Raw genomic sequence first — 19,754 nt, 5'->3', positions numbered from 1 at the left:
GATTTTTCGTTTTTCGTTAACCGCATATCCGTTCTTACGCGATTTCCTCATGGGCTTCCGCCTGCGTCGTGGTTTTGGCCTTGCCCACTCCAAACGCAAAGTAACTGATCACGACAATAGCCAGGAAGACCAGCCCCGCCACAAGAGAGATGCGCGTCTCCTGATTGATCCACATCCCTACCAGCACCATGAGCAGGAAGGCAATCGTCAGATAGTTGGATACCGGTGCAAACGGCATTTTGAACGGATGCTGTGCCATCTCGGCGCCTTTTGCCTTACGGAAGCGGATTTGACTGATCAGAATCACAAACCACGGAACCATGCCGGGCAGCACACTGGCACTGTATACATAGACAAACAGATTTTCCGGTGCCAGGTAGTTCAAGACAACACCTACGGCCAGCCCTACGAGAACGCCGAGCGTTCCGAGCAGCGGCACGCCGTTGTGGGTCAGCTTGGTAAAGAATTTCGGCGCTTGTCCATTTACCCCCAGCGTGTACAGCATGCGACCCGCACTGTAGATGCCGCTGTTGCAGCCAGACATGGCGGCAGTGATGACGACAAAGTTGATGAACCCTGCTGCGGCCGTAATCCCGATTTTCGCGAAGGTTGCCACGAACGGGCTGCCGATCGACTGCAGTTGATCCCACGGGTAAACGGTTACAATTACAAAGATCGCACCAATGTAGAAGATCAGAATCCGCCAAATGATACTTTGAATCGCACTTGTCAGCGTTTTGCGCGGATCTTTTGCCTCACCGGCGGTAATCCCGATGAGCTCCACCCCTTGATAAGCCCCGATCACCAGCGAGAGCGCAAAGAAAAAGCCTGTCCAGCCGCCTGCGAAGAATCCGCCGTGTTCCCACAGGTTAGACAACCCGATGGCGTTTCCTCCGTTGCCAAAACCGAAGAAAATCAGTCCAAACCCGGCAACGATCATCAAGACAATGGTCACAATCTTGATCATGGCAAACCAATACTCAAATTCACCAAACGATTTCACGGAGAACAGGTTTGCCGCACCGAGGATCAGCATCGCGATCAACCCTGGTATCCAGGCGGGCAAATCCGGGAACCAGTATTTCATGTACGTCCCGACGGCGATGATTTCCGACATCCCGACGACGACCCACTGAAACCAGTTGCTCCAGGCCGTCACATAACCTGCCAGGGGATGGATATACTTGTGTCCAAAGGTCGCAAATGATCCCGTGCTGGGCTCCAGGTACAGCATTTCCCCCATTGCACGCATGATGAAAAAGATAAAAATCCCGACAATTGCGTACGCGAGCATCACGGACGGGCCTGTCCATTTGATCGTGCTCGCCGAGCCCATGAATAAACCAACTCCGATTGTTCCGCCCAACGCGATCATTTGAATATGACGCGCTTGCAGGCCCCGCTTCAATTCCTTGTTCGCCACTAGTCGCTCCCTCTTTCCTTTCTGCCAACACCGGCTGTCTTTTCAGGAATGCTGCGGGACACTCCTTTCGTCCGCGATGACGCGGCAGGTATCCCGTTTTTTGACAGTACCATTTTTATTCAGCATTCCTAATAGTGAGAAAAATTGTACACTATTTTCCTTCTGCTTCGCGCTGAAGTAATTGTATTGTAATATGTTTTCTTCGCGAAGACAATTGTGCAAGTAAAAAAAACATTGGTAAATCAACATTTCTGACGTAATCGAATAATTAAAAATATGTGATTGTTCAATCAATTTGAGCAAGGCCACATGGCACAGTGAGGCCCTGCGTCCGTGTTTGTCACAACGATGCAGATCATGATTGAGGAGCGTTTGCGAGTGAGACGAAGGAATTTTTTAAACAAATGTTTAATATCCGGAAACAAATGCCCCTTCGCGATTGAGCACGGGAACCACCTGGCTGGCATTCCAAACGGAAGCGATCGCCACATCCTCGGCAAATCCCGCCGCGATCAGCTCCCGTCCCGAGGCAGACTCACACAGCAGCGGGTACATCTCCGACTTGGCGGCGTCAAAGGCAGCGACAGCCAGGCGGGCCTCCGGTGACAGCCGGTATCCGTGAAGTTCGCCGAGGATCGCCCCTGCCGCAACCATGTCCTCGAATGCGGGACGGAGGCTGCCGTCCGGCCACCGCTCTCCGCTGGCGATCACCGTGACGATGCCCCCTGTATTTCGGATGAACCGGGCCACCGCCGAGGCATTCCGCAAACTGCCGGCCACCACAATCGCGCCGCTGTCCTTTGCCAAAAAGGCGCACGTGGCTCCGTTGGGCGACGGCAGTACGATCCGGCACCCCTCGTCAATCGCAGAGAGCGAAGCGGGAGACAGCGAGATGGGCTCGCCGCGTTTACCGGCCAATACGGCCTGTACGCTGGCTGCGTACTCCGAGGCGGACGCATGCCGATAGCGATATGGATACACCACTCCGCCCCGAGCGAGGACCACATCGACACAGGTCGTAAACGAGAGCACATCGACGATCACCACGATGTCGGAAACAGGGGCCAAGGCTTTCACCCCTTCATACCCCCAATCAAAACGGGCGTGAAATCCGTTTTGCTGAAACACTGCCACATCCGCCATTTGCTTCCCCTTCCTTTCCAGGACTGCGTGTCCCTCTTCAATGTTGACAATGCGACTGCGCGAACGCTTCCCACTTGTCTCGATCTTGTGAAAACCACACCGGTTCCATGCGTTCAAAATACAGGTGATCTTCCGCAATGAGCTGCACTCTGCCGAGCATCTCCTGACGCTGCTCATGACCCATTTGGGCAGTCCAGACCACGGCGGAGAACAGACTCATCGCCACGTATACCGCGTACAACGTCCAAAACTCCGGCGGGATCTTGCGTGGGTAAAAATATCCGATAATCTGTCCGAAGCAAAAGGGGACGCTTACTTCTCTGCTGAACAAGGCCAGCTTGCAAAAGTCGCAGATGGGATCTCCCCAATCGAACCGGTCGAAATCGATGGTCCCGGCATATTGCTTGTCCTTTACGATCAGATTGCCCACGTGGAAATCATCGTGCTGGAACCGGTTTGGCCGCTTGCGCAGATACGCCTTGTTTACTTCCACAAACGCCATGATTTTCTCGTCGTGCGGTATGGCACTGCCAGCAGTGCGATACGCTTCGAGGTATCTCGCGTGTTTTTGAACGGCTCGCGAATTCCAGGCGGGGATGCCGGACGGCGCGTGAAGCTGGTGCAGTTTTCTCAGGTCTTGACCCGCCTGCCATCCGATAAAAAACTGTTCTTCTTCCGTACAGAGAGGCAGCATGTCCCGGGCGACCTCTCCGTCGATATGGGACAACAGGATGTAGCAAATCTGCAGGTCCTCTGATATCCCGTATTCAATCGGCTGCGGAATGCTCGCTCCGAACGGTTGCAGGGCGTGGAGAATATGAAACTCCGACCGCTTCCGCTCCCAGTTGCTCTGGTCTGCTATGCGCAGGATTCGCCGTTCTTCCGACACCATCTGGACCAGATATTTTCTGTCTGTCGAAAACCCATTGGTGATCGGCTCGAAGCCGACTGCTGATCGAAGTGCGGGACTTTTGCTTCGCAGCCATTCGATTTGTCCGTTCATGCTACACCTCCCAAAAATGGCAGCTTTTTCATTATATCATCCATGCTTCTGATAACAAGAACATTCTGGTAATTCCATACATGTTCTTTATGATGGCAGCATGGCCGAGAGCACGTCGACATGCCTGCGCCGTTTGTCACGAACGTCCACGAACGTCATAAAAAAACGGTTATCCCGTCTGGGCAGGATAACCGTTTTGTACCATGACTTCCTGTTGGTATCAATTCGCGGACTGATTGCCTGATTAGCCCTGCGTATTTTCGCTGGACGGCTGCTTCGTCGGTGTCGTCTCGCGCTCTTTCTCATCCAGCAGCGTCACGTTTTGCTGGTGCATTTTCTGCTTGGTCGGATACGCGCCCACCTGCTGCAGTTCCACATTGACATCTGTCTGCTTGTCCATCGCTGATCGCCTCCCATGTTGGTTTCCCATTTAGTATGGTTGCAAATCCGAGATTGCTATACGGCCGATAACAGCGGGCACGGCGGGCGCTAAGTGACCGTCGTTTCCATCTCATTTCCATATTTTAAAGGTTCCTTTTTTCCGGTATCTTTGTTATTCTCGTAAGCGAGCCAAAAACAAGCCGAAACTTCCGAGAGTGGAAGTGCGGGGGATTTTTTTTGCAGACCACGGTCTGCATGGGGTGAATTGCCGCATGGCAAAGGGTTGTCTCCTCAATCCTAACCCGACAACTAACCTCGTAGGCGAAGAAAAGGAGACGATGTGCACATGAAACGATTTGCCAAGCCGATTCTTGCCATCGCTATGGGATTGGCCGTAACCAGCATTTCCACGTCCGCATTTGCCGCGACGTGCCCGTACCAATCGATCACCAGCCAAAAACAATTGGTTCAATATTCCGATTTTTACCAAAAGGTACGGAGCATTACCCCTATCTGGACCGTGAACAACCAGGTAATTGTGAAACAACCGACTACTGTGAAACAGCCGGTAACCGTCAAGCAGCCGGTAATCGTGAAGAAACCGGTAATTGTTAATAAACCGGTGCAACAACCGGCACAAAATCAGACAGCTCCCGCCAACAACAATGCTGTGACCCAGCCGAAAGCACCGGCCCAACAAGCGGCACCGTCCGTTTCTCAATTTGCCAAGCAGGTGGCCGACCTGGTGAATCAGGAGCGTGCGAAAGCCGGCTTGAAGCCGCTGACGCTGGACAGCGCCCTGTCCAAAGTGGCCATGGACAAAGCGGTCGACATGTACCAAAACCGCTACTTCAGCCACACCAGCCCGACTTACGGTTCTCCGTTTGACATGATGAAACAATACGGCATCACGTTCAGAACGGCCGGCGAAAATATCGCCATGGGTCAGCGCAGCCCGCAGGAAGTCATGCAGCAATGGATGAACAGCCAAGGCCATCGCGCCAATATTTTGAATCCGAACTTCACGAAAATTGGCGTGGCGTACTACAATGGTTACTGGGTGCAGGAATTTACCGGATAAACGATGAACAATGGAAACAGCAAGCCGTGCTTCTCGCATGAGAGGCACGGCTTTTTTGCCGGCGACGTTATCTGCATCGCTCGTTTCGTCAATGCCGGGCAGACCGCTAATACCGGATCAATGGGCGTTTATGCGCGAGAATCGGATTGGCGGCCTCGGGTTTCAGCCGCTTGCCGGTGCTGGCATCATACAGAACGTTGACGTAGTCGATGTACAGGATGCCATTCAGATGGTCGATTTCGTGCTGGATGCAGCGGGCCAAATAGCCTTCCGCTTCGAGGACCACTTCTTCGCCCGCCCGGTTCAGCGTTATTACCTTCACGTACGTGGCCCGTTTCACTCTGCCGACCACGCCGGGAATGGACAAGCACCCTTCGGCCCCTATCTCTGCACCTTTTTTTTCCACGATCCGCGGGTTGATCAGCTCCACCAGGCCGGTACCGCAGTCCATCACGACCAGCTGCTTCGGTATGCCGATCTGGATTGCGGACAAGCCTGCCCTGCCCTCGTCGGCGTAGATGGTGTCCGCCATGTCGTTCAAGATTCTTTCCACGTTTTTCGTGACGGCAGTCACTGGCTTCGAGATTTGCCGCAGGATCGGATCGCCCAATTTTACGATGAGCCGTTCTGCCATATCGGTTCCCCTCTCGTTTGAGACTGTCGTGTATTCACCGTAACAAATGCACCTGACATCCGTCAATTGATCTGCGCCGGCTTCCGTCCGTTTTTTCAATCGACAAACACACTTATATGCGCTATCTTTAATGGTAAACATGATTGATGATGGAAACGAAGAGGGAGGAAACCATGCATTCATTGGCAGCAAAGCTCAACGATACGCTTCAGCGAGAAAATCCGCACGTCTTTGCCATGCTGTCCGACCTGGGCAAGCTCATCTACTTTCCCAAGGAAGGCATACTCAGCCAGTCTGCCGAAGCCAAGGCAAAAGGGCACAAATACAATGCCACGATTGGAATTGCCTTGGAAAATGGCCAACCGATGCATCTGGACGTGATCCAAAGCACCTTGTCCGCCTACAATCCCAAGGATCTGTACGAGTACGCCCCGCCCGCGGGTAAACCGGAACTGCGTGCGGCATGGCGGAAAAAGATGATCGAGGAACATCCGTCGCTTGCGGATAAAACCTTTGGCAATCCAATCGTCACCAATGCGCTGACCCACGGGCTGAGCGTGGTCGCTGATCTGTTCGCCGGGCCGGGAGACGCCGTCATTCTGCCGGACAAAAACTGGGAAAACTACGAGCTCACCTTCTCCATTCGCCGTGGAGCAGAACTGGTCTACTACCCGCTCTACAACGCGGACATGAAGTTTAACGCAGCCGGCCTCCGCGATGCCATCCTGGCGCAAAAGGAAAAAGGCAAGGCCATCGTCGTGCTCAACTTCCCCAACAACCCGACAGGGTACACGCCGGGCATCGAGGAAGGCAAGCAGATTGTTGCCGCACTGAAGGAAGCGGCCGAAGCCGGTATCAACATCGTGGCCGTTACGGATGACGCGTACTTCAGCCTGTTCTTCGAAGACTCGATGCGAGAATCCCTGTTTGCCGAGCTGTGCGGCCTGCATCCGCGCGTGCTGCCGGTAAAGGTGGACGGCGCCACCAAGGAGGAATACGTCTGGGGATTCCGCGTCGGCTTTATCACGTACGGCGCAGCCAACGATGCGGTACTGGCCGCACTGGAACAGAAAACGCTCGGCATCATTCGGGCGACCATCTCCAGCGGTCCGCATCCGTCGCAGACCTTTGTTTTGCATGCGCTGAACGCCCCGGAATTCCAGGCGCAAAAGCAGGAAAAATTTGAGATCATGAAGCGCCGGGCCAACCGCGTCAAAGAGCTGTTGGACAGCGGCCGGTTTGACGACGCCTGGACCTACTATCCGTTCAACTCCGGCTACTTCATGTGCCTCAAATTGAAAACCGTCAACGCAGAAGAGCTCCGCACGCACCTGCTGGAGAAATACGGCGTCGGCACGATCGCTCTGGGCGACACCGATCTGCGCATCGCCTTTTCCTGCATCGAGGAGGAACAGATCGAGGACCTGTTCAACCTGGTGTACAGCGGCGTAAAAGACCTGCAGGGACAACAATAGCAGAGCACGGCACCGCCCAGCAAAAAAGCGTTTTGGCTTCTATCGCCAAAACGCTTTTTCTTTGACGCTTTTCAATCAGGAGGCGCGCTCTGCCTGGCCTTGAACACGGGGAATCGCCTGCGGTCCCGACTGCTCCCCGCCCCAGCGTTCCCAGCGCTGCACCTGACCGCGCCAAAAGCCGAGCGAGGCCTGCATGACCGGACCAATCAGGAACACGGAGACAAACGTCCCTACGGAGACGGGACCGCCTGCCAGCCAGCCGCACAAGAGTGCAATCCCTTCCAGAAAGGTGCGGACGAGCCGGATCGACCGGCCGGTCAGCCGAGCCAGGGACAGCGTCAGCCCGTCTCGCGGCCCCGCCCCGATGCCGGAAGCCACGTACATGCCGGACCCGATCCCCATCAGCACAATCCCCGCAAGCAACAGGGCAAACCGGGCCCACAAGGCCGAAAACGTCGGCACGATCCCGGCGTCGAGAAATCCGTTGACAAAATAGCCGATCAAAAGGATGTTGGCGACGCTGCCGATACGCGGCCACTGACGGTCCAGCACACACGCCATGCCGATCATCGCGATGCCGACGATCTGCACCCACGTGCCGATCGACCAGCCCGTCAGCCCGGCCAACCCGATGTGCAGCACGTCCCAGGTGGCGACGCCCACCGCGGCGCGCATCAACGACACGGCGCCCAGCGCCAGCACCATCAGACCGGCGACAAACAGCACCAGCTTGGCGCCGAAAACCCCCGCACGCCTCAACCCTGCCTGTTTTCGCTTCATCGCAATCTCTGCTCCTCTCCTATCTCCTGCCGCCTGCTGCGGCTCTTTCTACGATTCACTCAAATTCTTCATCATGCGATCTATCACGCTAGAAAACACAGCCAGCTCGTCGGCGGAAATTCCCCGCACGGCTTTCGCTTCGACGAAGTCTGATGCGCGCATCCACTCGTCCGCCATCGCTCGGGCCTTCTCCGTAAGTGCCACCCGCCGCTCCCGTTTGTCCGCACCGCTGTGCCGCTCGATCCATCCTGCCTGCTCCATCCGGGCCAGCGTGCGGGTCATTGTTGGCGCTTCCACGCACAGGTATTGGCACAACTCCGTCTGCGTGGCCGGCCCTTCCAGCAGCCGCACGACGACAGCCCACTGGGCCGTGAACAGACCCAGCGGGGTCAGCCGTTCGTTCAGCGTCTTGGAAAAACGCCTGCCCAGTTGATTCACCTTGTGTCCGTACACGGTGACACATTCCTCCCGTCAATTATTTACCTAGCTAACTTTTACCCAGCTAAGTATACAGATACGCCGTGGAAATTGTCAATCTGACGGAGCACATGCAAAAAGGCTTCCCCTGTAGAGAAGCCTTTTTCGTATCATCCTCTTACATCGCCTGCTTCCACTGCTTGTCCGCCTGTCCCGGCGCACTGGTCCGCTTTTTTTCCGCCGCCCCGACCAACAATGCTCCAAACGGCAGTTTGGCCAGTCCGTACGAGAGAGCGATCGAAGCCGATGAACAAAGCAGAAACGCAATCACGCTGCCAAACATGCTGCTAAAGGTGACATCCCAGAGGTTCAAACCCTTCATCACGTACGTGAGCACGAGAGCATGAACCAGGTACGCCCCGTACGAATTCCGGCCGATCATCGCAAACAAGGCAGTCCAGCGCGAGTCCCGTTTTGTCACGAGGACGGCCAGCAGGTAGATCAGCAGCAGTTGGGCCACCGTATAGATAAACATGGACGGTTTCAGCGACGTGGCCACGTTGAGGTTGACCATATAGCCGCCCGAATCCCTGACCAGCTCATACCCGATGTACGCGTAGGCAGCGGCAAACACAATCAGCAGGTAGGGCCAGCGCTGCTGCAGAAACGAACGGAACGCGGGCAGTGCCAACGCGACCATCCCACCCATCAGGAAATAAAAGGAATAGTACAGGAAATTGCGGTCCCTGCAGGTGATCAGATACGCGTCCAGCCAGGCCACGTCAAAACGGAACGGATGAGCTGGCAGATAGCGTGCCGACACCCACATCAGTCCCGCGTACACGAAAGCCGCCGCTGCGACGGCGAGCGCCTGTGCCGCGCGGCCGGACAAACGCTGCTTTGCCGCCTTGAAGCCTTTTAACAGCAGCGGGTACAGCAGATAAAACTGAAAGATCATGACGACAAACCACAGGTGGTACGAGGCGGTGCCTGCGACCAACGATTTCACGAAGCTGACGAGCGCCGAGACGTCCCACCCGGTCACGTCTCGGCGCCACACCATGTAGATCAACGACCAGATCGCGTAGGGCACGACGATCTCGGTAAACCGCTTGCGGATAAAGCCGGGGTAGTTCACCCGGTCGTAGTAGTTGTAAAACAGCACCAGTCCGGTAATAAAGACGAAAGCCGGAACGGCAAACTTGAACAGGTGAAATAGATTTCCGTACAAAAATGCCGTCATCTCGTCCACTCCGGGCTTTCGCATGTAGACGCCGATCACGTGCTGATACACCACTGCAAAAAAGGCAAAAGCGCGTAACGCGTCCAGTTCAACAATTCGTTCTTTTCGGGCCATTGACTCGTTTCCAACCCTTTCTCCCGTTCAAAAAAATACAGATATTCACATCCTGCCGATCCGCCGCACTTGCCTGAAAGTGCAGCGCGGGCGGCGGACCGATGCGAATGTGCCTCATCGTTTCATCTGTGGAACAATACCGTATGTCAAACAGCGCCACAGCCACTCCAGCGGTCCGAATCGATAGCGGGCAAGCCACCAATGGCTCCACGCCACCTGCAGCGGAAAAATCACCAGGCACAGCACAAGTCCGAGCCACATCTCCGCCTCCCCGTACAGATGGAAAAACCGGACGATGCAAAGCGACAGAACGGTCTGCGCCAGGTAATTGGTTAGAGCCATCTGCCCCACAGGCGCGAGTGGTGCCAGCAGCTTTCGTCCTCGCCCTGTCCGCATCAGCAGAAGCAGTGACGTGATGTAAAACGCGCACAGCGCCAGGCCGCTCCACCCGATAAACACCAGTCCAGCTATGTCGGGCGGTGCAGGCAGGTCCACGACGCCAGATTGGACAAGCGGAATCATCGCCACCAGCGGAACGCTTGCAGCCAGCGCCAACAGCCAGACGCGCTTGATGGCCGCCATGTGCTGTTCGGGACGATGAAAGACGCCCTTTTTGGCTGCGTACAATCCCAGCAAAAACAGCGGCAGGATGGACAAGACGTTTATCAAATCGTTCTGCAGCACGATCGGCAGTTCATGGGTCCAGCGGAACTGCAGCCATTCCGCCAGCCCCGCCTGGTTGTACACGGAGATCGTTTCCTGTGCAAGCTGCCATGTTTCAGCGCTGTACGAAGATTCGCCGGGAATCAACAGCGTCAGCGCCATCAACAGATTCCACCCGATCAGCAGAATGAGTGCCGCCCTGCGTATGGACGTTTCCGATCTGTTGAAAAACCAGAGCAAACACAAGCCCGCCAGCGCATAGGTGTGGAGAATGTCCCCATACCAGAAAAACAGCAGGTGGACCAGCCCGAACAGCATCAGCCCGGTCAAGCGGCGCAGATACAACCGTTTGGCCGCATATCCCTTCTGCTCTGCCCGACTCATGAACAGGTAAAATCCGGCGCCAAACAAAAATGAAAAGATGGTGTAAAACTTGGTTTGGACAAACATGTCGAACAGCAGCCGAATCCAATCGTCCGACACCGAATGCGACAGCGGCAACCGGTCATCTGGGAGAAACAGGTCAGGCATAAGGAAAGTGGGCATGTTCACCAAAAAGATGCCAAACAGGGCAAATCCGCGCAGAACATCCAGTTCGGCGATCCTCTCCCCAGCCGAGACGGGTGTTGCCTTCACTCGCGTCATCCTTTCTTTTTCGTATCTTCCGTGTTTTCCTATGTAATCTTCCCTTGGTTACTACGAACGTACCGGCAAAAAGTCACAATCTTCCAGAATAACAAGGGCGCAAGCACGAGATGCTGCCGGTATGAATCCCGAGCTTTCTTACGCAAGACGCGGGAAATATAAAACAGGGCGGAAAAAGCAGAATCGTCTGCTTCTTCCCCCCTGCATCGCCGTCTTAGGACGGCTGCTCCTCTCTTCTTTCGCCCCGGATTCGTCTGCTGAAATCAAGCACCATGCCGGCGCAGCACCCGATCAGCGCCGGCATCACCCAGCCGGCTCCCTGCGCGTACAGCGGCAGCGCATTCAGCCAGGTGTCCCAGCGGTGATTTCCCGCCGTCGCATTGATCAGATCAATCACGCCAAACAGCGCGACCAGACTGACCGTGGTCACGTAGACAAACGAACGGGCGGAAATGACGCGGTCGGCCAGCGCCAGAAGGATGAGCACGATGGCGACCGGATAGATCGCTCCCAGGATTGGTACGGAGACCGCGAGAATTTGCGTCAACCCCAGGTTGGCGATCGTCATGCTGACGAGACAGAGGATGCTTACCCAGGCCCGGTACGAAAGGCGCGGCAGCAGGCTGTTGAAGTACTGGCTGCACGAGGTGACCAGTCCGATGGAAACGCAGAGACACGCCACCGTAAACACGACGCCAAGCAGCACTTTCCCGCTGGCGCCGAACAGGTAGCCCATCACGTTGGTCAGAATCTGCGCCCCGTTGTCCGCTTTGCCCAAGAACGAACTGGCGGAACCAATCATCCCCAGCATCACGTAAATGACGCCCAACAGCACACCCGCCCCGAGACCGGCGCCAATCATGTAGACGGACAGGCGACCTTTGTCCTCGATGCCCTTGGCGCGCAGCGTGTTGGCCACGACGATGCCGAAGACCAAAGCGGCCAGCGCATCCATGGTCAGATACCCGTCGAGAAATCCCTGAAACGCGGGATGCTCGGCGTACGGCCCGACAGGCTGCGCCGATGGCCCCATCGGAGACAGCAGGCTTTTAACAAAGATGAGCAAAATGATTGCCAACAGCGTCGGGGTCAACAACTTGCCGAAGCGATCCACCAGTTTGGACGGGGACAGGCTCAGCCAGAAGACCACCGCGAAGAAGACGGCGGAGTACACGGCCAGCCCCCACGGCTGCGTCGACCAGGCAGCCGGCAGAAACGGCGCCATTCCCATCTCAAACGCCAGGCTTCCGGCGCGCGGAATCGCCAGACCGGGACCGATCGACAGGTAGATCAAGAGCGGGAACAGCCAGGCAAAGACCGGGTGCACGCGTTGGGACAGCGCGAAAAAGCTGCCCGCCTTGGCGATGGCAACGACCCCGAGAATCGGCAGCCCTACCGCCGACAGCAGAAAGCCTGCGAGGGATAGCCACACCTGCTCACCGGCCGATTGGCCGAGAAACGGCGGAAAAATGAGATTTCCCGCCCCAAAAAACATGGAAAACAGCATAAAACTGATCAGGACCATGTCCTTTTTGGACAGCGTATGTTTCACAGTATAGCTCCCTCCTCCTATATAGAGAGGGATTCTATCAACTTTTCCGCCGGGAATCCAGTAGCAACGCGATATTCGCAATGTTCACTTTTGTAAATGATTTCAATTTATTTGAAAAATACGTTCCTGATCAGGATGGTACGCCGAGTCCTGTGTCTGCACGCCGAAATTGTTACTCGTGCGGACGACAAGCGGAGACATAGGAACATAACCGGCTGCCTGACTGACGCAGACTACCGTTTTTCCCTGCGCAGCTCCTCCTCCACTCGGTCCAGCCATTCGTGGACGAGCGCGGTAAACAGCCGGCTTTGCTCGATCTGCAGGTTGTGGCCCGCGCGATCCAACACGACGAAGCTAGCCCGCGGATAATGCTCCAGGATCGTCCACACGTCCCGGTAGCCCGTGCAGTCATCCTGCCGTCCGGTCAGGATCAGCACCGGTTTGTCATACCGCCCGACCAGCGGTTCCACATCAAAGGAAAACGAGAATCGCTGCTTCAGCTTGTTCAGAAAGTGCTTGTCGGCCATCTGTAAGCCGGAGAGGATTTCCCGCTCAAAGCGCTCCCAGCTGCAGCGGTCCTGCACGACAGCAATGGAGGTAAACTCCTCCCGCTCTTCCGGCGTCAGTTCGGCCAGCAGTTTCTCATCCCGAGCCAGCACGGTAAGCGGGGGCAGGTCCCGTTTCTCCTTTTCCGCGTGAATGGCCGGACAGATCAGCAGCATACCGGCCATTCGATGCGCCTGCCGGGTGAGCAGCCCTCTGGCGAGATAGCCTCCGTAGGATTCTCCCGCGACCAAAAACGGCGCTCCGTGCGGTATCAGCCGCTCCACCACCCGCTCGACGACCGACAACATCTCATCCGATCCTGTGATCCAATCCGCTGCTTTGGTCCGTCCCATCCCCGGGAGGTCCAGATAGATCCGCCGCCAGCCCGGACGGTCGGCGAAGACAGGCTCCATGCAGCCCGTCATCAGCCGATGATCAGGTGAAAATCCGTGCAGCATCAATACAGGAAATCCCTCACCGTACTCTACGTAATGAACCGTCACGTCGTCCAGCACGCATTCCATATGCCTTCCTCCCAACTCGAACGTTTGTTCTGTGTCATCATACCACGTTTGCAGAAAAATGGGAAGAATTATTCGCTTTCCCGGCTGGACGCAGGCCGCGAGTGGACCAGCCGCTCCAGCGCCATGCAGATCAGCACGCCCATCAAAAGACCGTTGCTGACGAGCGGACTGATGTAGGGCGGCAGCTGCGCCAGGAATGAGGCGGGCAAAAACATGCAGCCGACACCGGCCATCAGCGCAACGCCGACGATATACCCCTGCCGTTCATCCAGCCCGCTTTTGGCGATCTCCTGGATTCCCATGCCAATCATGTTGGCAAACGAGAGGAACACGCTGGCGTACCCCACCGAGACGGGGATCGAGGCAAACCACAGCGTGACCGCCGGTATGAAACTGACCGCGACCAGCAGCAGACTGCCCATCACAAACGGCCATTTGTCCTTCATCCGCGTGGTCAGGATAAAGCCGGCCGTGTAGGACACCGGCACGAAGCCGATCGTGGAAAACGCGGCGGACAGCAGTTGGCTGATGCCCATGATGATGCCGGACCGGTTGGCACTGACGGGCTCGGCAGGGTGGACCACCCGTTTCACCGCCTCCATGCTGGCGATCAGATTGCTCAGCAAAAGGACGGTGACGATGAGCGAGGTCAGCATAATGCCGCCGTCAGCGTGCGGCCATCCCCACGACAGCAGATGAGGCAGGGAAACCCAGTCCTCTGCCGGTGCTTCGATTTTCTGGTACAGGCCCGCCAGGACGAACAAGGACCAGCCAAACGCAATTGCGATCAGCACCGAATAACTGCGCAGCAGTTGGTATCGGCTCCTTGCCAGGACCAGCGACACGATGAGCGTAGCGAGCGAAATGGCCGCCGCTTTTCCGTCAATCGCGCCCGATTTTGCTCCCAGGATGCCGGTGACAAACGGTCCGCTCATCTGCGCCACCAGCAGGAGAAAATACGTGCCGACCACCGTCGGCGAAAACAGCCGGCGAATCAGGTCCATCCAGCCAAACGCGCTCAGTGCAAGGAAAATCAGGCCGCTTGCGATCAGCCCCAGTTCCAGGGCAGGCAGAACCTCGCGCGGCTGGAGTCCCATCGCGGGAGCCAGGGAAGCAAACAGGAGAAACACGCCCCACCACAGCGCTGCGGGCCCCTCGGCGATGGGCAGCCGGTGTCCCCAGAGGGCCTGCAGGACCGATACGACCCCCAGGACAAACAGCGAGCGCTGCACAAAGTCGGCGATTTCCACCGGCGTCATGCCGTACGCCTGCCCGATCGCGAGCGGAGCCACCACACTGCCGGCGAGGATAAACATGGCCCACTGAATGATCGAGAGTGCCTGCCGCATGTTACAGTACCCCGTACTGTGCGTCCCGCTGGTCGGTAATAAACATGTGCCCCGGAGCGTGGGTGATCATCAGTTCCGGTTTGCAGCGCATCGCCACAGCTTGCGGCGTCACGCCGCAGGCCCAAAAGACGGGGACCTCCCCCGGATAAATCGGGACGGGATCGCCAAAGTCAGGCGTGTTTACATCGGCTATCCCGATCTGCCGCGGGTCGCCGATGTGGACGGGTGCGCCGTGCACCGCCGGAAAGCGGGAGGTGACCTGTACCGCCCGCACCACCTGATCGTGCGGAATGGGCCGCATGCTGACCACCATGGGGCCGGAGAAGCGGCCCGCCTTTGCACAGTCCAGATTGGTTACGTACATGGGCACGTTGCAGTGTTGTTCGATGTGGCGCACCGGAATGCCGTTGTCCAGCAGCGCTTGTTCAAAGGTAAAGCTGCACCCCAGTAAAAAGGCGACCATATCCTCCCGCCACAAATGGTCAATCCGGGTGACTTCCTCCGCCAGTACACCCTTCCGATAGACACGGTATCGGGGGAGATCGGTACGCAGGTCGGCGTCCGGAGCGACCAGTGCCGGAACGGGTGATCCGGGTTCGGTCACATCCAGTACGGGACACGGCTTTGGATTGCGCTGACAAAACAGCAGGAAGTCAAAGGCGAGCGATTGCGGCAAAATCACCAGGTTGGCCTGTGCATATCCGGCAGCCATTCCTGCCGTCGGTTTGTCCCAACGCCCTTCCCGCATCAGCATACGGGCCTCTTTCGGATGCATCGACGCAAACTCGTTCATGCTCAGTCCCTCCATTCATTTGTGATTTGCATGGAAAACACCGCAGGCGGCGGCAAGCGTCCTGCGGTATCCATTTGATTATTGGAACAGTTTTGGCAGCTCATTCACCAAGGTATATACGCCCATGACTGCCATCGTAATCGTGACGATCAAGCCGAAAATGGTCATCCACAGCGGGTGTTTGTAATCCCCGACGATGTTTTTGCGATAGGCGGCGATCAGCATCACCCCGAGCGTTAGCGGGAGAATCAAGCCGTTTAACGCCCCCACCAAAACGAGGATTTTCACGGGACGGCCGACCAGCACAAAGACCAGCGTGGAAACAGCGATGAAGCCGACGATGATCCAGTTGTGGTAACGGTCAATCTTTTCATGGAACGTACGAATAAACGAGACCGATGTGTAGGCGCTGCCGATGACCGAAGTGATCGCCGCGGCCCACATGACCACGCCGAAGATCTTGTACCCCACCTGTCCAGCCGCCAACTGAAAGACGGATGCAGGCGGATTGGAGGGGTCCAATTGCAGCCCCTGGGCGACTATGCCTAACGCCGCGAGAAACAGGATGATGCGCATGACAGACGCGATGGCGATACCGGAGACAGAACTTTTCGTCACTTCCGGCAAGGAGGAAACCCCCTTGATCCCCGCATCCAGGAGACGATGGCCGCCGGCAAACGTGATGTATCCCCCGACCGTTCCGCCCACCAGGGTGACGATCGCCAGCACGTCAATGGTGTCGGGAACAAAGGATTTGACGACCGCTTCCCCCACAGGCGGCGAAGAGGTGACCGCTACGTACAGGGTCAGGACAATCATGACAGCGCCCATGAACTGGGCAAATCGGTCCATCAGTTTGCCTGCTTCGCGCACGAGGAAAATCCCGATGGCGATGATTGCACTTACCAACGCCCCCGTCTCTGCAGAGATGCCAAACAGCACGTTCAATCCCAGCCCCGCTCCGGCGACGTTTCCGATGTTAAACGCCAGACCGCCCAGGACGATCAGCAGAGCGACGAGGTAACCCAGGCCGGGCAGGACCATGTTGGCAATGTCCTGGGCCCGCTTTTCCGAGACCGTGATAATGCGCCACACGTTCAGCTGCGCCCCGATGTCCAGCAGGATCGACATCAGGATGACAAAGCCAAAACTGGCGGCCAACTGCTGCGTAAATACAGTCGTCTGCGTCAAGAAGCCCGGTCCGATGGCGGACGTAGCCATCAAAAATGCGGCACCCAACAGCAGGCTGATTCTCGATGCTTTCATAATAGATCCCCCCGATTGTCTCTACATTGGATGTTTCATCGCCTTGACTGCGATTCCAGACGTTTCCAACGCCGCACGAATCTTGCGGGCAAACGTCAGTGCGTGCGGACCGTCGCCGTGGATGCAGACGGTTTCCGCCGTTATCTCGATGTCTGTCCCCTGCCGTGTGGTCACCTTACCTTCCTTGACCATGCGGATTACTTGGGAGACCGCCTGTTCGTCATCGGCAATCAGCGCATCCGGCTGGCTGCGGGGCGTCAGCGAGCCATCCTGCTGATAGGTGCGGTCGGCAAAGACTTCGTTGATTACATGCAGACCGATGTTCTTCCCTTGCACAACAAGCTGACTGCCCGCGAGTCCGACCAGGTAAAGCTCCGGATTGATCCGATAGACGGCTTCGGCAATCGCCCGGGCCAGTTCCGGGTTGGCAGCCGCCATGTTGTACAAGGCTCCATGCGGTTTCACATGCTGCATCGTGCCTCCTTCCGCCTGTACAAAGCCCTGCAGTGCTCCCACCTGATAGACGATCAGATCGTACGCTTCCTGCGGAGATACGGCCATGTTGCGCCGGCCGAAGCCCTGCAGATCAGGCAGGCCCGGATGGGCGCCGATCATGACGCCGTGTTCCAGTGCCAGCTTTACCGTCCGGCGCATTGTGCCCGGATCGCCGGCATGGAAGCCGCAGGCGATGTTGGCGGAAGTGATATAGGGCAGAATCGCTTCGTCGTTTCCAATCGTGTAGGCGCCAAAGCTCTCTCCCATGTCGCAATTGAGATCCACGCGGTGCATGCAAATCCCTCCTATGCAAGTTTGAACTGAATGCCCAACCTGGCCTGCCGAATGCTGTACTCCCTCTCAAGCAGCAGCGCTTCCGCTTCGGCCCGGCTGATTTCGACGAACCGGATCACATCCCCCGGCTTGGTCTGGGCGATGAGCGGCAGATCGACACTGGCAATCTGGGCGATTTTCGGATAGCCGCCCGTCGTCTGCCGGTCGGCCAGCAGCACGATGGGCTTGCCCTCGGCCGGGACTTGCACAGTGCCAAACGACACGGCTTCGGAGATCAGCTCCGTCTGCGAGACGAGCGACAAGACAGGTCCCTCCAGCCTGTAGCCCATTCGGTCCGATTGCGGTGAGATCCGAAACGCCTGCGAAAAAAATGCCTCCTGACTCGCTTCTGTAAACCAGTCCCACTGACTGCCGCGCATGGCCCGTATCACTGGCGATGAATCGTATGCCGGCAGCAATTCCGGTCCGATCCCCCACTCTGCCGGAACAAATGCCCCCTCCTCCGCGTGCGAGCGCAAGTGGCGGATCATCATCGTCGACTGTTCCGGAAGCGGCCCGGCTTTCAAAACGTCTCCGGCACGAAGCGGCCGCCCCTCATGACCGCCGATACCGGCCCGCAAGTATGTAGAGCTGCTGTTCATCACCACCGGCACCTGTATCCCTCCGGCCACAGCCAGGTAACTGCGCGCCCCGGCACGGCAGCCGCCTGACTCCAGGACGGCGCCCTTTTTTACCCACACCGGCTTCCACAGCGGCACGGGAACGCCGGCGATCGTGGGCGACAAATCGGCGCCGCAAATGGCGATCAGCGCGTCCTCCGTAAATTCGAGGGCCGGTCCGATCAGCGTCATTTCCAGCGTGGCGTCTGCGTCGCAGTTGCCCACCAGCAGATTGGCGGCCCGGTGGGCAACCGGGTCCATCGCCCCGCTTACGATCACGCCGTGTTTTTGATACCCGTAACGCCCAGCATCCTGGACCGTTGTCAGCAGTCCGGGGCGAATGACGCGTATCGTCATGCCGATCCCTCCTCGTATGCGCGAAATTCCTCTTCCGTTATGGGCACAAACTGGACGCGATCCCCTGCCTGCAGCAGGCTGGGCGGATCTGCTTCCGGACGGAACAGCCTCAGCGGCGTGCGGCCGATGATCTGCCAACCGCCCGGCGTTTCCAGCGGATAGATGCCAGTCTGCTTGCCGGCGATACCGACAGAACCTGCCGGAATGGACAGGCGGGGTGACTGTCTCCGCGGTGTGGCGATTTTTTCCGGCATCCCCCCGATATAGGGAAATCCGGGGGCAAATCCGATCATGTACACCTGGTAATCGCCAGAGGCGTGCGTTTCAATCACTTCCTGCTCCGTCAGGTTGTTGTGGCGGGCCACTTCCCCGAGGTCGGGGCCCATTTCGCCCCCGTATAGGACGGGAATCTTGACCAACCGGCCGCTGACAGGGGCTGTTTGCCCCAGATTGTTCAGCCTTTCGCGAATCTGCCCGCAGAACCATTCATAGGGTGAAAACGGCTGACGGCTTCCTCCGTCCATCCGCTGCCGTCCCTTGTATCGCTCGTACAACTGGAAGGGGTCGTAAAACACCGTGACAGTAACATAAGCGGGGATGTATTCCACCATGCCGGGCAGCGGCTCCTGCTCCAGCGATGCGGAAAATTGCATCACCTGGCTGTGAATGTGCGGGTCAATGCTTGTCCCGAAGCGGACGACCACGGCGTGATCGCCGAGCGGTTCCAGACGTACCTTCATCGCCGATTCCCTCCTGACGGTTGTCGCCATGCCAGTCCGTGTCCGCACATGTTCGGGTGAACGGCAGGTTCGACCGTTTCCGACAGGTGCTGGCGGGCGAGAAACAGCTGAAGCAGGTCCGCCGCCTTGTGGACCGATTTGTTGATGTCCGACAATCCTCACCCTCCGTTCCGATAT

Annotated in this window: 20 protein-coding genes and 1 riboswitch; of the genes, 2 read left to right on the top strand and 18 right to left on the bottom strand. The window is 57.2% G+C overall.

What is annotated here, in order from left to right; genetic code table 11:
- Positions 1 to 34: 34 nt before the first annotated feature.
- The 4 genes from ETC00_RS04880 to ETC00_RS04865 form a co-directional block, all read right to left on the bottom strand.
- Positions 35 to 1,423, bottom strand: a complete 1,389-nt coding sequence (locus ETC00_RS04880; RefSeq protein WP_171564834.1) for an amino acid permease — start codon at positions 1,421 to 1,423, stop codon at positions 35 to 37.
- Between the two features lie 408 nt (positions 1,424 to 1,831).
- Entirely contained in the window at positions 1,832 to 2,566 is a 735-nt protein-coding gene (locus tag ETC00_RS04875) for a 2-phosphosulfolactate phosphatase (RefSeq protein ID WP_171564833.1), read from the bottom strand.
- Positions 2,567 to 2,603: 37 nt separating this feature from the next.
- Positions 2,604 to 3,569 carry a phosphotransferase gene (locus tag ETC00_RS04870; protein WP_171564832.1) on the bottom strand — a complete coding sequence of 322 codons (966 nt, stop codon included), beginning with the start codon at positions 3,567 to 3,569 and terminating at the stop codon, positions 2,604 to 2,606.
- Positions 3,570 to 3,813: 244 nt separating this feature from the next.
- A complete protein-coding gene (locus ETC00_RS04865; protein ID WP_171564831.1) occupies positions 3,814 to 3,969 on the bottom strand; it encodes a hypothetical protein in 156 nt (51 codons plus the stop codon).
- 169 nt (positions 3,970 to 4,138) lie between these two features.
- A riboswitch (cyclic di-AMP (ydaO/yuaA leader) is annotated at positions 4,139 to 4,289 on the top strand.
- 7 nt (positions 4,290 to 4,296) lie between these two features.
- Between ETC00_RS04865 and ETC00_RS04860 the strand changes: the two genes are divergently transcribed.
- Positions 4,297 to 5,031, top strand: a complete 735-nt coding sequence (locus ETC00_RS04860) for a CAP domain-containing protein (RefSeq protein ID WP_171564830.1) — start codon at positions 4,297 to 4,299, stop codon at positions 5,029 to 5,031.
- A gap of 106 nt (positions 5,032 to 5,137) precedes the next feature.
- Here ETC00_RS04860 and def read toward each other — a convergent pair whose 3' ends face one another.
- A complete protein-coding gene (gene def / locus ETC00_RS04855) occupies positions 5,138 to 5,665 on the bottom strand; it encodes a peptide deformylase (RefSeq protein ID WP_171564829.1) in 528 nt (175 codons plus the stop codon).
- 173 nt (positions 5,666 to 5,838) lie between these two features.
- On the opposite strand from def, the gene ETC00_RS04850 reads away from it, so the two are divergent.
- Positions 5,839 to 7,140: an aminotransferase class I/II-fold pyridoxal phosphate-dependent enzyme gene (locus ETC00_RS04850; protein ID WP_171564828.1), complete on the top strand. Its 1,302-nt coding sequence runs from the start codon at positions 5,839 to 5,841 to the stop codon at positions 7,138 to 7,140.
- A gap of 75 nt (positions 7,141 to 7,215) precedes the next feature.
- Here the strand turns inward: ETC00_RS04850 and ETC00_RS04845 are convergent, their stop codons facing one another.
- From ETC00_RS04845 to ETC00_RS04785, 13 genes are all read right to left on the bottom strand, one after another.
- Positions 7,216 to 7,920, bottom strand: a complete 705-nt coding sequence (locus ETC00_RS04845; RefSeq protein ID WP_212131954.1) for a YczE/YyaS/YitT family protein — start codon at positions 7,918 to 7,920, stop codon at positions 7,216 to 7,218.
- 48 nt (positions 7,921 to 7,968) lie between these two features.
- Complete coding sequence (locus ETC00_RS04840) at positions 7,969 to 8,373, bottom strand: MarR family winged helix-turn-helix transcriptional regulator (RefSeq protein WP_171564827.1); 405 nt, start codon at positions 8,371 to 8,373, stop codon at positions 7,969 to 7,971.
- Positions 8,374 to 8,515: 142 nt separating this feature from the next.
- Positions 8,516 to 9,694 carry an acyltransferase gene (locus ETC00_RS04835; RefSeq protein WP_171564826.1) on the bottom strand — a complete coding sequence of 393 codons (1,179 nt, stop codon included), beginning with the start codon at positions 9,692 to 9,694 and terminating at the stop codon, positions 8,516 to 8,518.
- A 114-nt stretch (positions 9,695 to 9,808) separates the two neighbouring features.
- On the bottom strand, positions 9,809 to 11,002 hold the full coding sequence (locus ETC00_RS04830; protein ID WP_216369281.1) for a DUF418 domain-containing protein: 1,194 nt from the start codon (positions 11,000 to 11,002) through the stop codon (positions 9,809 to 9,811).
- A gap of 214 nt (positions 11,003 to 11,216) precedes the next feature.
- A complete protein-coding gene (brnQ, locus tag ETC00_RS04825) occupies positions 11,217 to 12,527 on the bottom strand; it encodes a branched-chain amino acid transport system II carrier protein (RefSeq protein ID WP_171565017.1) in 1,311 nt (436 codons plus the stop codon).
- A gap of 260 nt (positions 12,528 to 12,787) precedes the next feature.
- On the bottom strand, positions 12,788 to 13,624 hold the full coding sequence (locus tag ETC00_RS04820; protein WP_171564824.1) for an alpha/beta fold hydrolase: 837 nt from the start codon (positions 13,622 to 13,624) through the stop codon (positions 12,788 to 12,790).
- 68 nt (positions 13,625 to 13,692) lie between these two features.
- On the bottom strand, positions 13,693 to 14,973 hold the full coding sequence (locus ETC00_RS04815) for a purine/pyrimidine permease (RefSeq protein ID WP_171564823.1): 1,281 nt from the start codon (positions 14,971 to 14,973) through the stop codon (positions 13,693 to 13,695).
- Position 14,974: 1 nt separating this feature from the next.
- A complete protein-coding gene (locus ETC00_RS04810; protein WP_171564822.1) occupies positions 14,975 to 15,766 on the bottom strand; it encodes a putative hydro-lyase in 792 nt (263 codons plus the stop codon).
- 78 nt (positions 15,767 to 15,844) lie between these two features.
- The gene (locus ETC00_RS04805) at positions 15,845 to 17,032 is read right to left on the bottom strand and encodes an NRAMP family divalent metal transporter (RefSeq protein WP_171564821.1); all 1,188 of its coding nucleotides are present in this window, start codon (positions 17,030 to 17,032) and stop codon (positions 15,845 to 15,847) included.
- A 21-nt stretch (positions 17,033 to 17,053) separates the two neighbouring features.
- Entirely contained in the window at positions 17,054 to 17,821 is a 768-nt protein-coding gene (gene pxpA / locus ETC00_RS04800; RefSeq protein ID WP_171564820.1) for a 5-oxoprolinase subunit PxpA, read from the bottom strand.
- 11 nt (positions 17,822 to 17,832) lie between these two features.
- Positions 17,833 to 18,837 (bottom strand): 5-oxoprolinase subunit C family protein, encoded by a 1,005-nt coding sequence (locus ETC00_RS04795; RefSeq protein ID WP_171564819.1) that lies wholly within the window; start codon positions 18,835 to 18,837, stop codon positions 17,833 to 17,835.
- Complete coding sequence (gene pxpB, locus ETC00_RS04790) at positions 18,834 to 19,577, bottom strand: 5-oxoprolinase subunit PxpB (protein WP_171564818.1); 744 nt, start codon at positions 19,575 to 19,577, stop codon at positions 18,834 to 18,836. The genes ETC00_RS04795 and pxpB overlap by 4 nt, the downstream gene beginning before the upstream one ends.
- A complete protein-coding gene (locus tag ETC00_RS04785) occupies positions 19,574 to 19,732 on the bottom strand; it encodes a hypothetical protein (protein WP_171564817.1) in 159 nt (52 codons plus the stop codon). The genes pxpB and ETC00_RS04785 overlap by 4 nt, the downstream gene beginning before the upstream one ends.
- Positions 19,733 to 19,754 lie beyond the last annotated feature (22 nt).

It is taken from the genome of Brevibacillus sp. MCWH (genome assembly GCF_013096935.1).
Classification (GTDB): domain Bacteria; phylum Bacillota; class Bacilli; order Brevibacillales; family Brevibacillaceae; genus Brevibacillus; species Brevibacillus aydinogluensis.
The sequence above is the reverse complement of the archived record's forward strand: the minus strand, read 5'-3'. Positions and strand labels throughout refer to the sequence as shown.

What these genes read in the sequence shown, in the direction of transcription:
- ETC00_RS04875 (WP_171564833.1), bottom strand. Translation starts at nt 2,566, where the DNA reads ATGGCGGATGTGGCAGTGTTTCAGCAAAACGGATTTCACGCCCGTTTT.
- ETC00_RS04870 (WP_171564832.1), bottom strand. Translation starts at nt 3,569, where the DNA reads ATGAACGGACAAATCGAATGGCTGCGAAGCAAAAGTCCCGCACTTCGA.
- ETC00_RS04865 (WP_171564831.1), bottom strand. Translation starts at nt 3,969, where the DNA reads ATGGACAAGCAGACAGATGTCAATGTGGAACTGCAGCAGGTGGGCGCG.
- ETC00_RS04860 (WP_171564830.1), top strand. Translation starts at nt 4,297, where the DNA reads ATGAAACGATTTGCCAAGCCGATTCTTGCCATCGCTATGGGATTGGCC.
- def (WP_171564829.1), bottom strand. Translation starts at nt 5,665, where the DNA reads ATGGCAGAACGGCTCATCGTAAAATTGGGCGATCCGATCCTGCGGCAA.
- ETC00_RS04850 (WP_171564828.1), top strand. Translation starts at nt 5,839, where the DNA reads ATGCATTCATTGGCAGCAAAGCTCAACGATACGCTTCAGCGAGAAAAT.
- ETC00_RS04845 (WP_212131954.1), bottom strand. Translation starts at nt 7,920, where the DNA reads ATGAAGCGAAAACAGGCAGGGTTGAGGCGTGCGGGGGTTTTCGGCGCC.
- ETC00_RS04835 (WP_171564826.1), bottom strand. Translation starts at nt 9,694, where the DNA reads ATGGCCCGAAAAGAACGAATTGTTGAACTGGACGCGTTACGCGCTTTT.
- ETC00_RS04830 (WP_216369281.1), bottom strand. Translation starts at nt 11,002, where the DNA reads ATGACGCGAGTGAAGGCAACACCCGTCTCGGCTGGGGAGAGGATCGCC.
- brnQ (WP_171565017.1), bottom strand. Translation starts at nt 12,527, where the DNA reads ATGGTCCTGATCAGTTTTATGCTGTTTTCCATGTTTTTTGGGGCGGGA.
- ETC00_RS04820 (WP_171564824.1), bottom strand. Translation starts at nt 13,624, where the DNA reads ATGGAATGCGTGCTGGACGACGTGACGGTTCATTACGTAGAGTACGGT.
- ETC00_RS04815 (WP_171564823.1), bottom strand. Translation starts at nt 14,973, where the DNA reads ATGCGGCAGGCACTCTCGATCATTCAGTGGGCCATGTTTATCCTCGCC.
- ETC00_RS04810 (WP_171564822.1), bottom strand. Translation starts at nt 15,766, where the DNA reads ATGAACGAGTTTGCGTCGATGCATCCGAAAGAGGCCCGTATGCTGATG.
- ETC00_RS04805 (WP_171564821.1), bottom strand. Translation starts at nt 17,032, where the DNA reads ATGAAAGCATCGAGAATCAGCCTGCTGTTGGGTGCCGCATTTTTGATG.
- pxpA (WP_171564820.1), bottom strand. Translation starts at nt 17,821, where the DNA reads ATGCACCGCGTGGATCTCAATTGCGACATGGGAGAGAGCTTTGGCGCC.
- ETC00_RS04795 (WP_171564819.1), bottom strand. Translation starts at nt 18,837, where the DNA reads ATGACGATACGCGTCATTCGCCCCGGACTGCTGACAACGGTCCAGGAT.
- pxpB (WP_171564818.1), bottom strand. Translation starts at nt 19,577, where the DNA reads ATGAAGGTACGTCTGGAACCGCTCGGCGATCACGCCGTGGTCGTCCGC.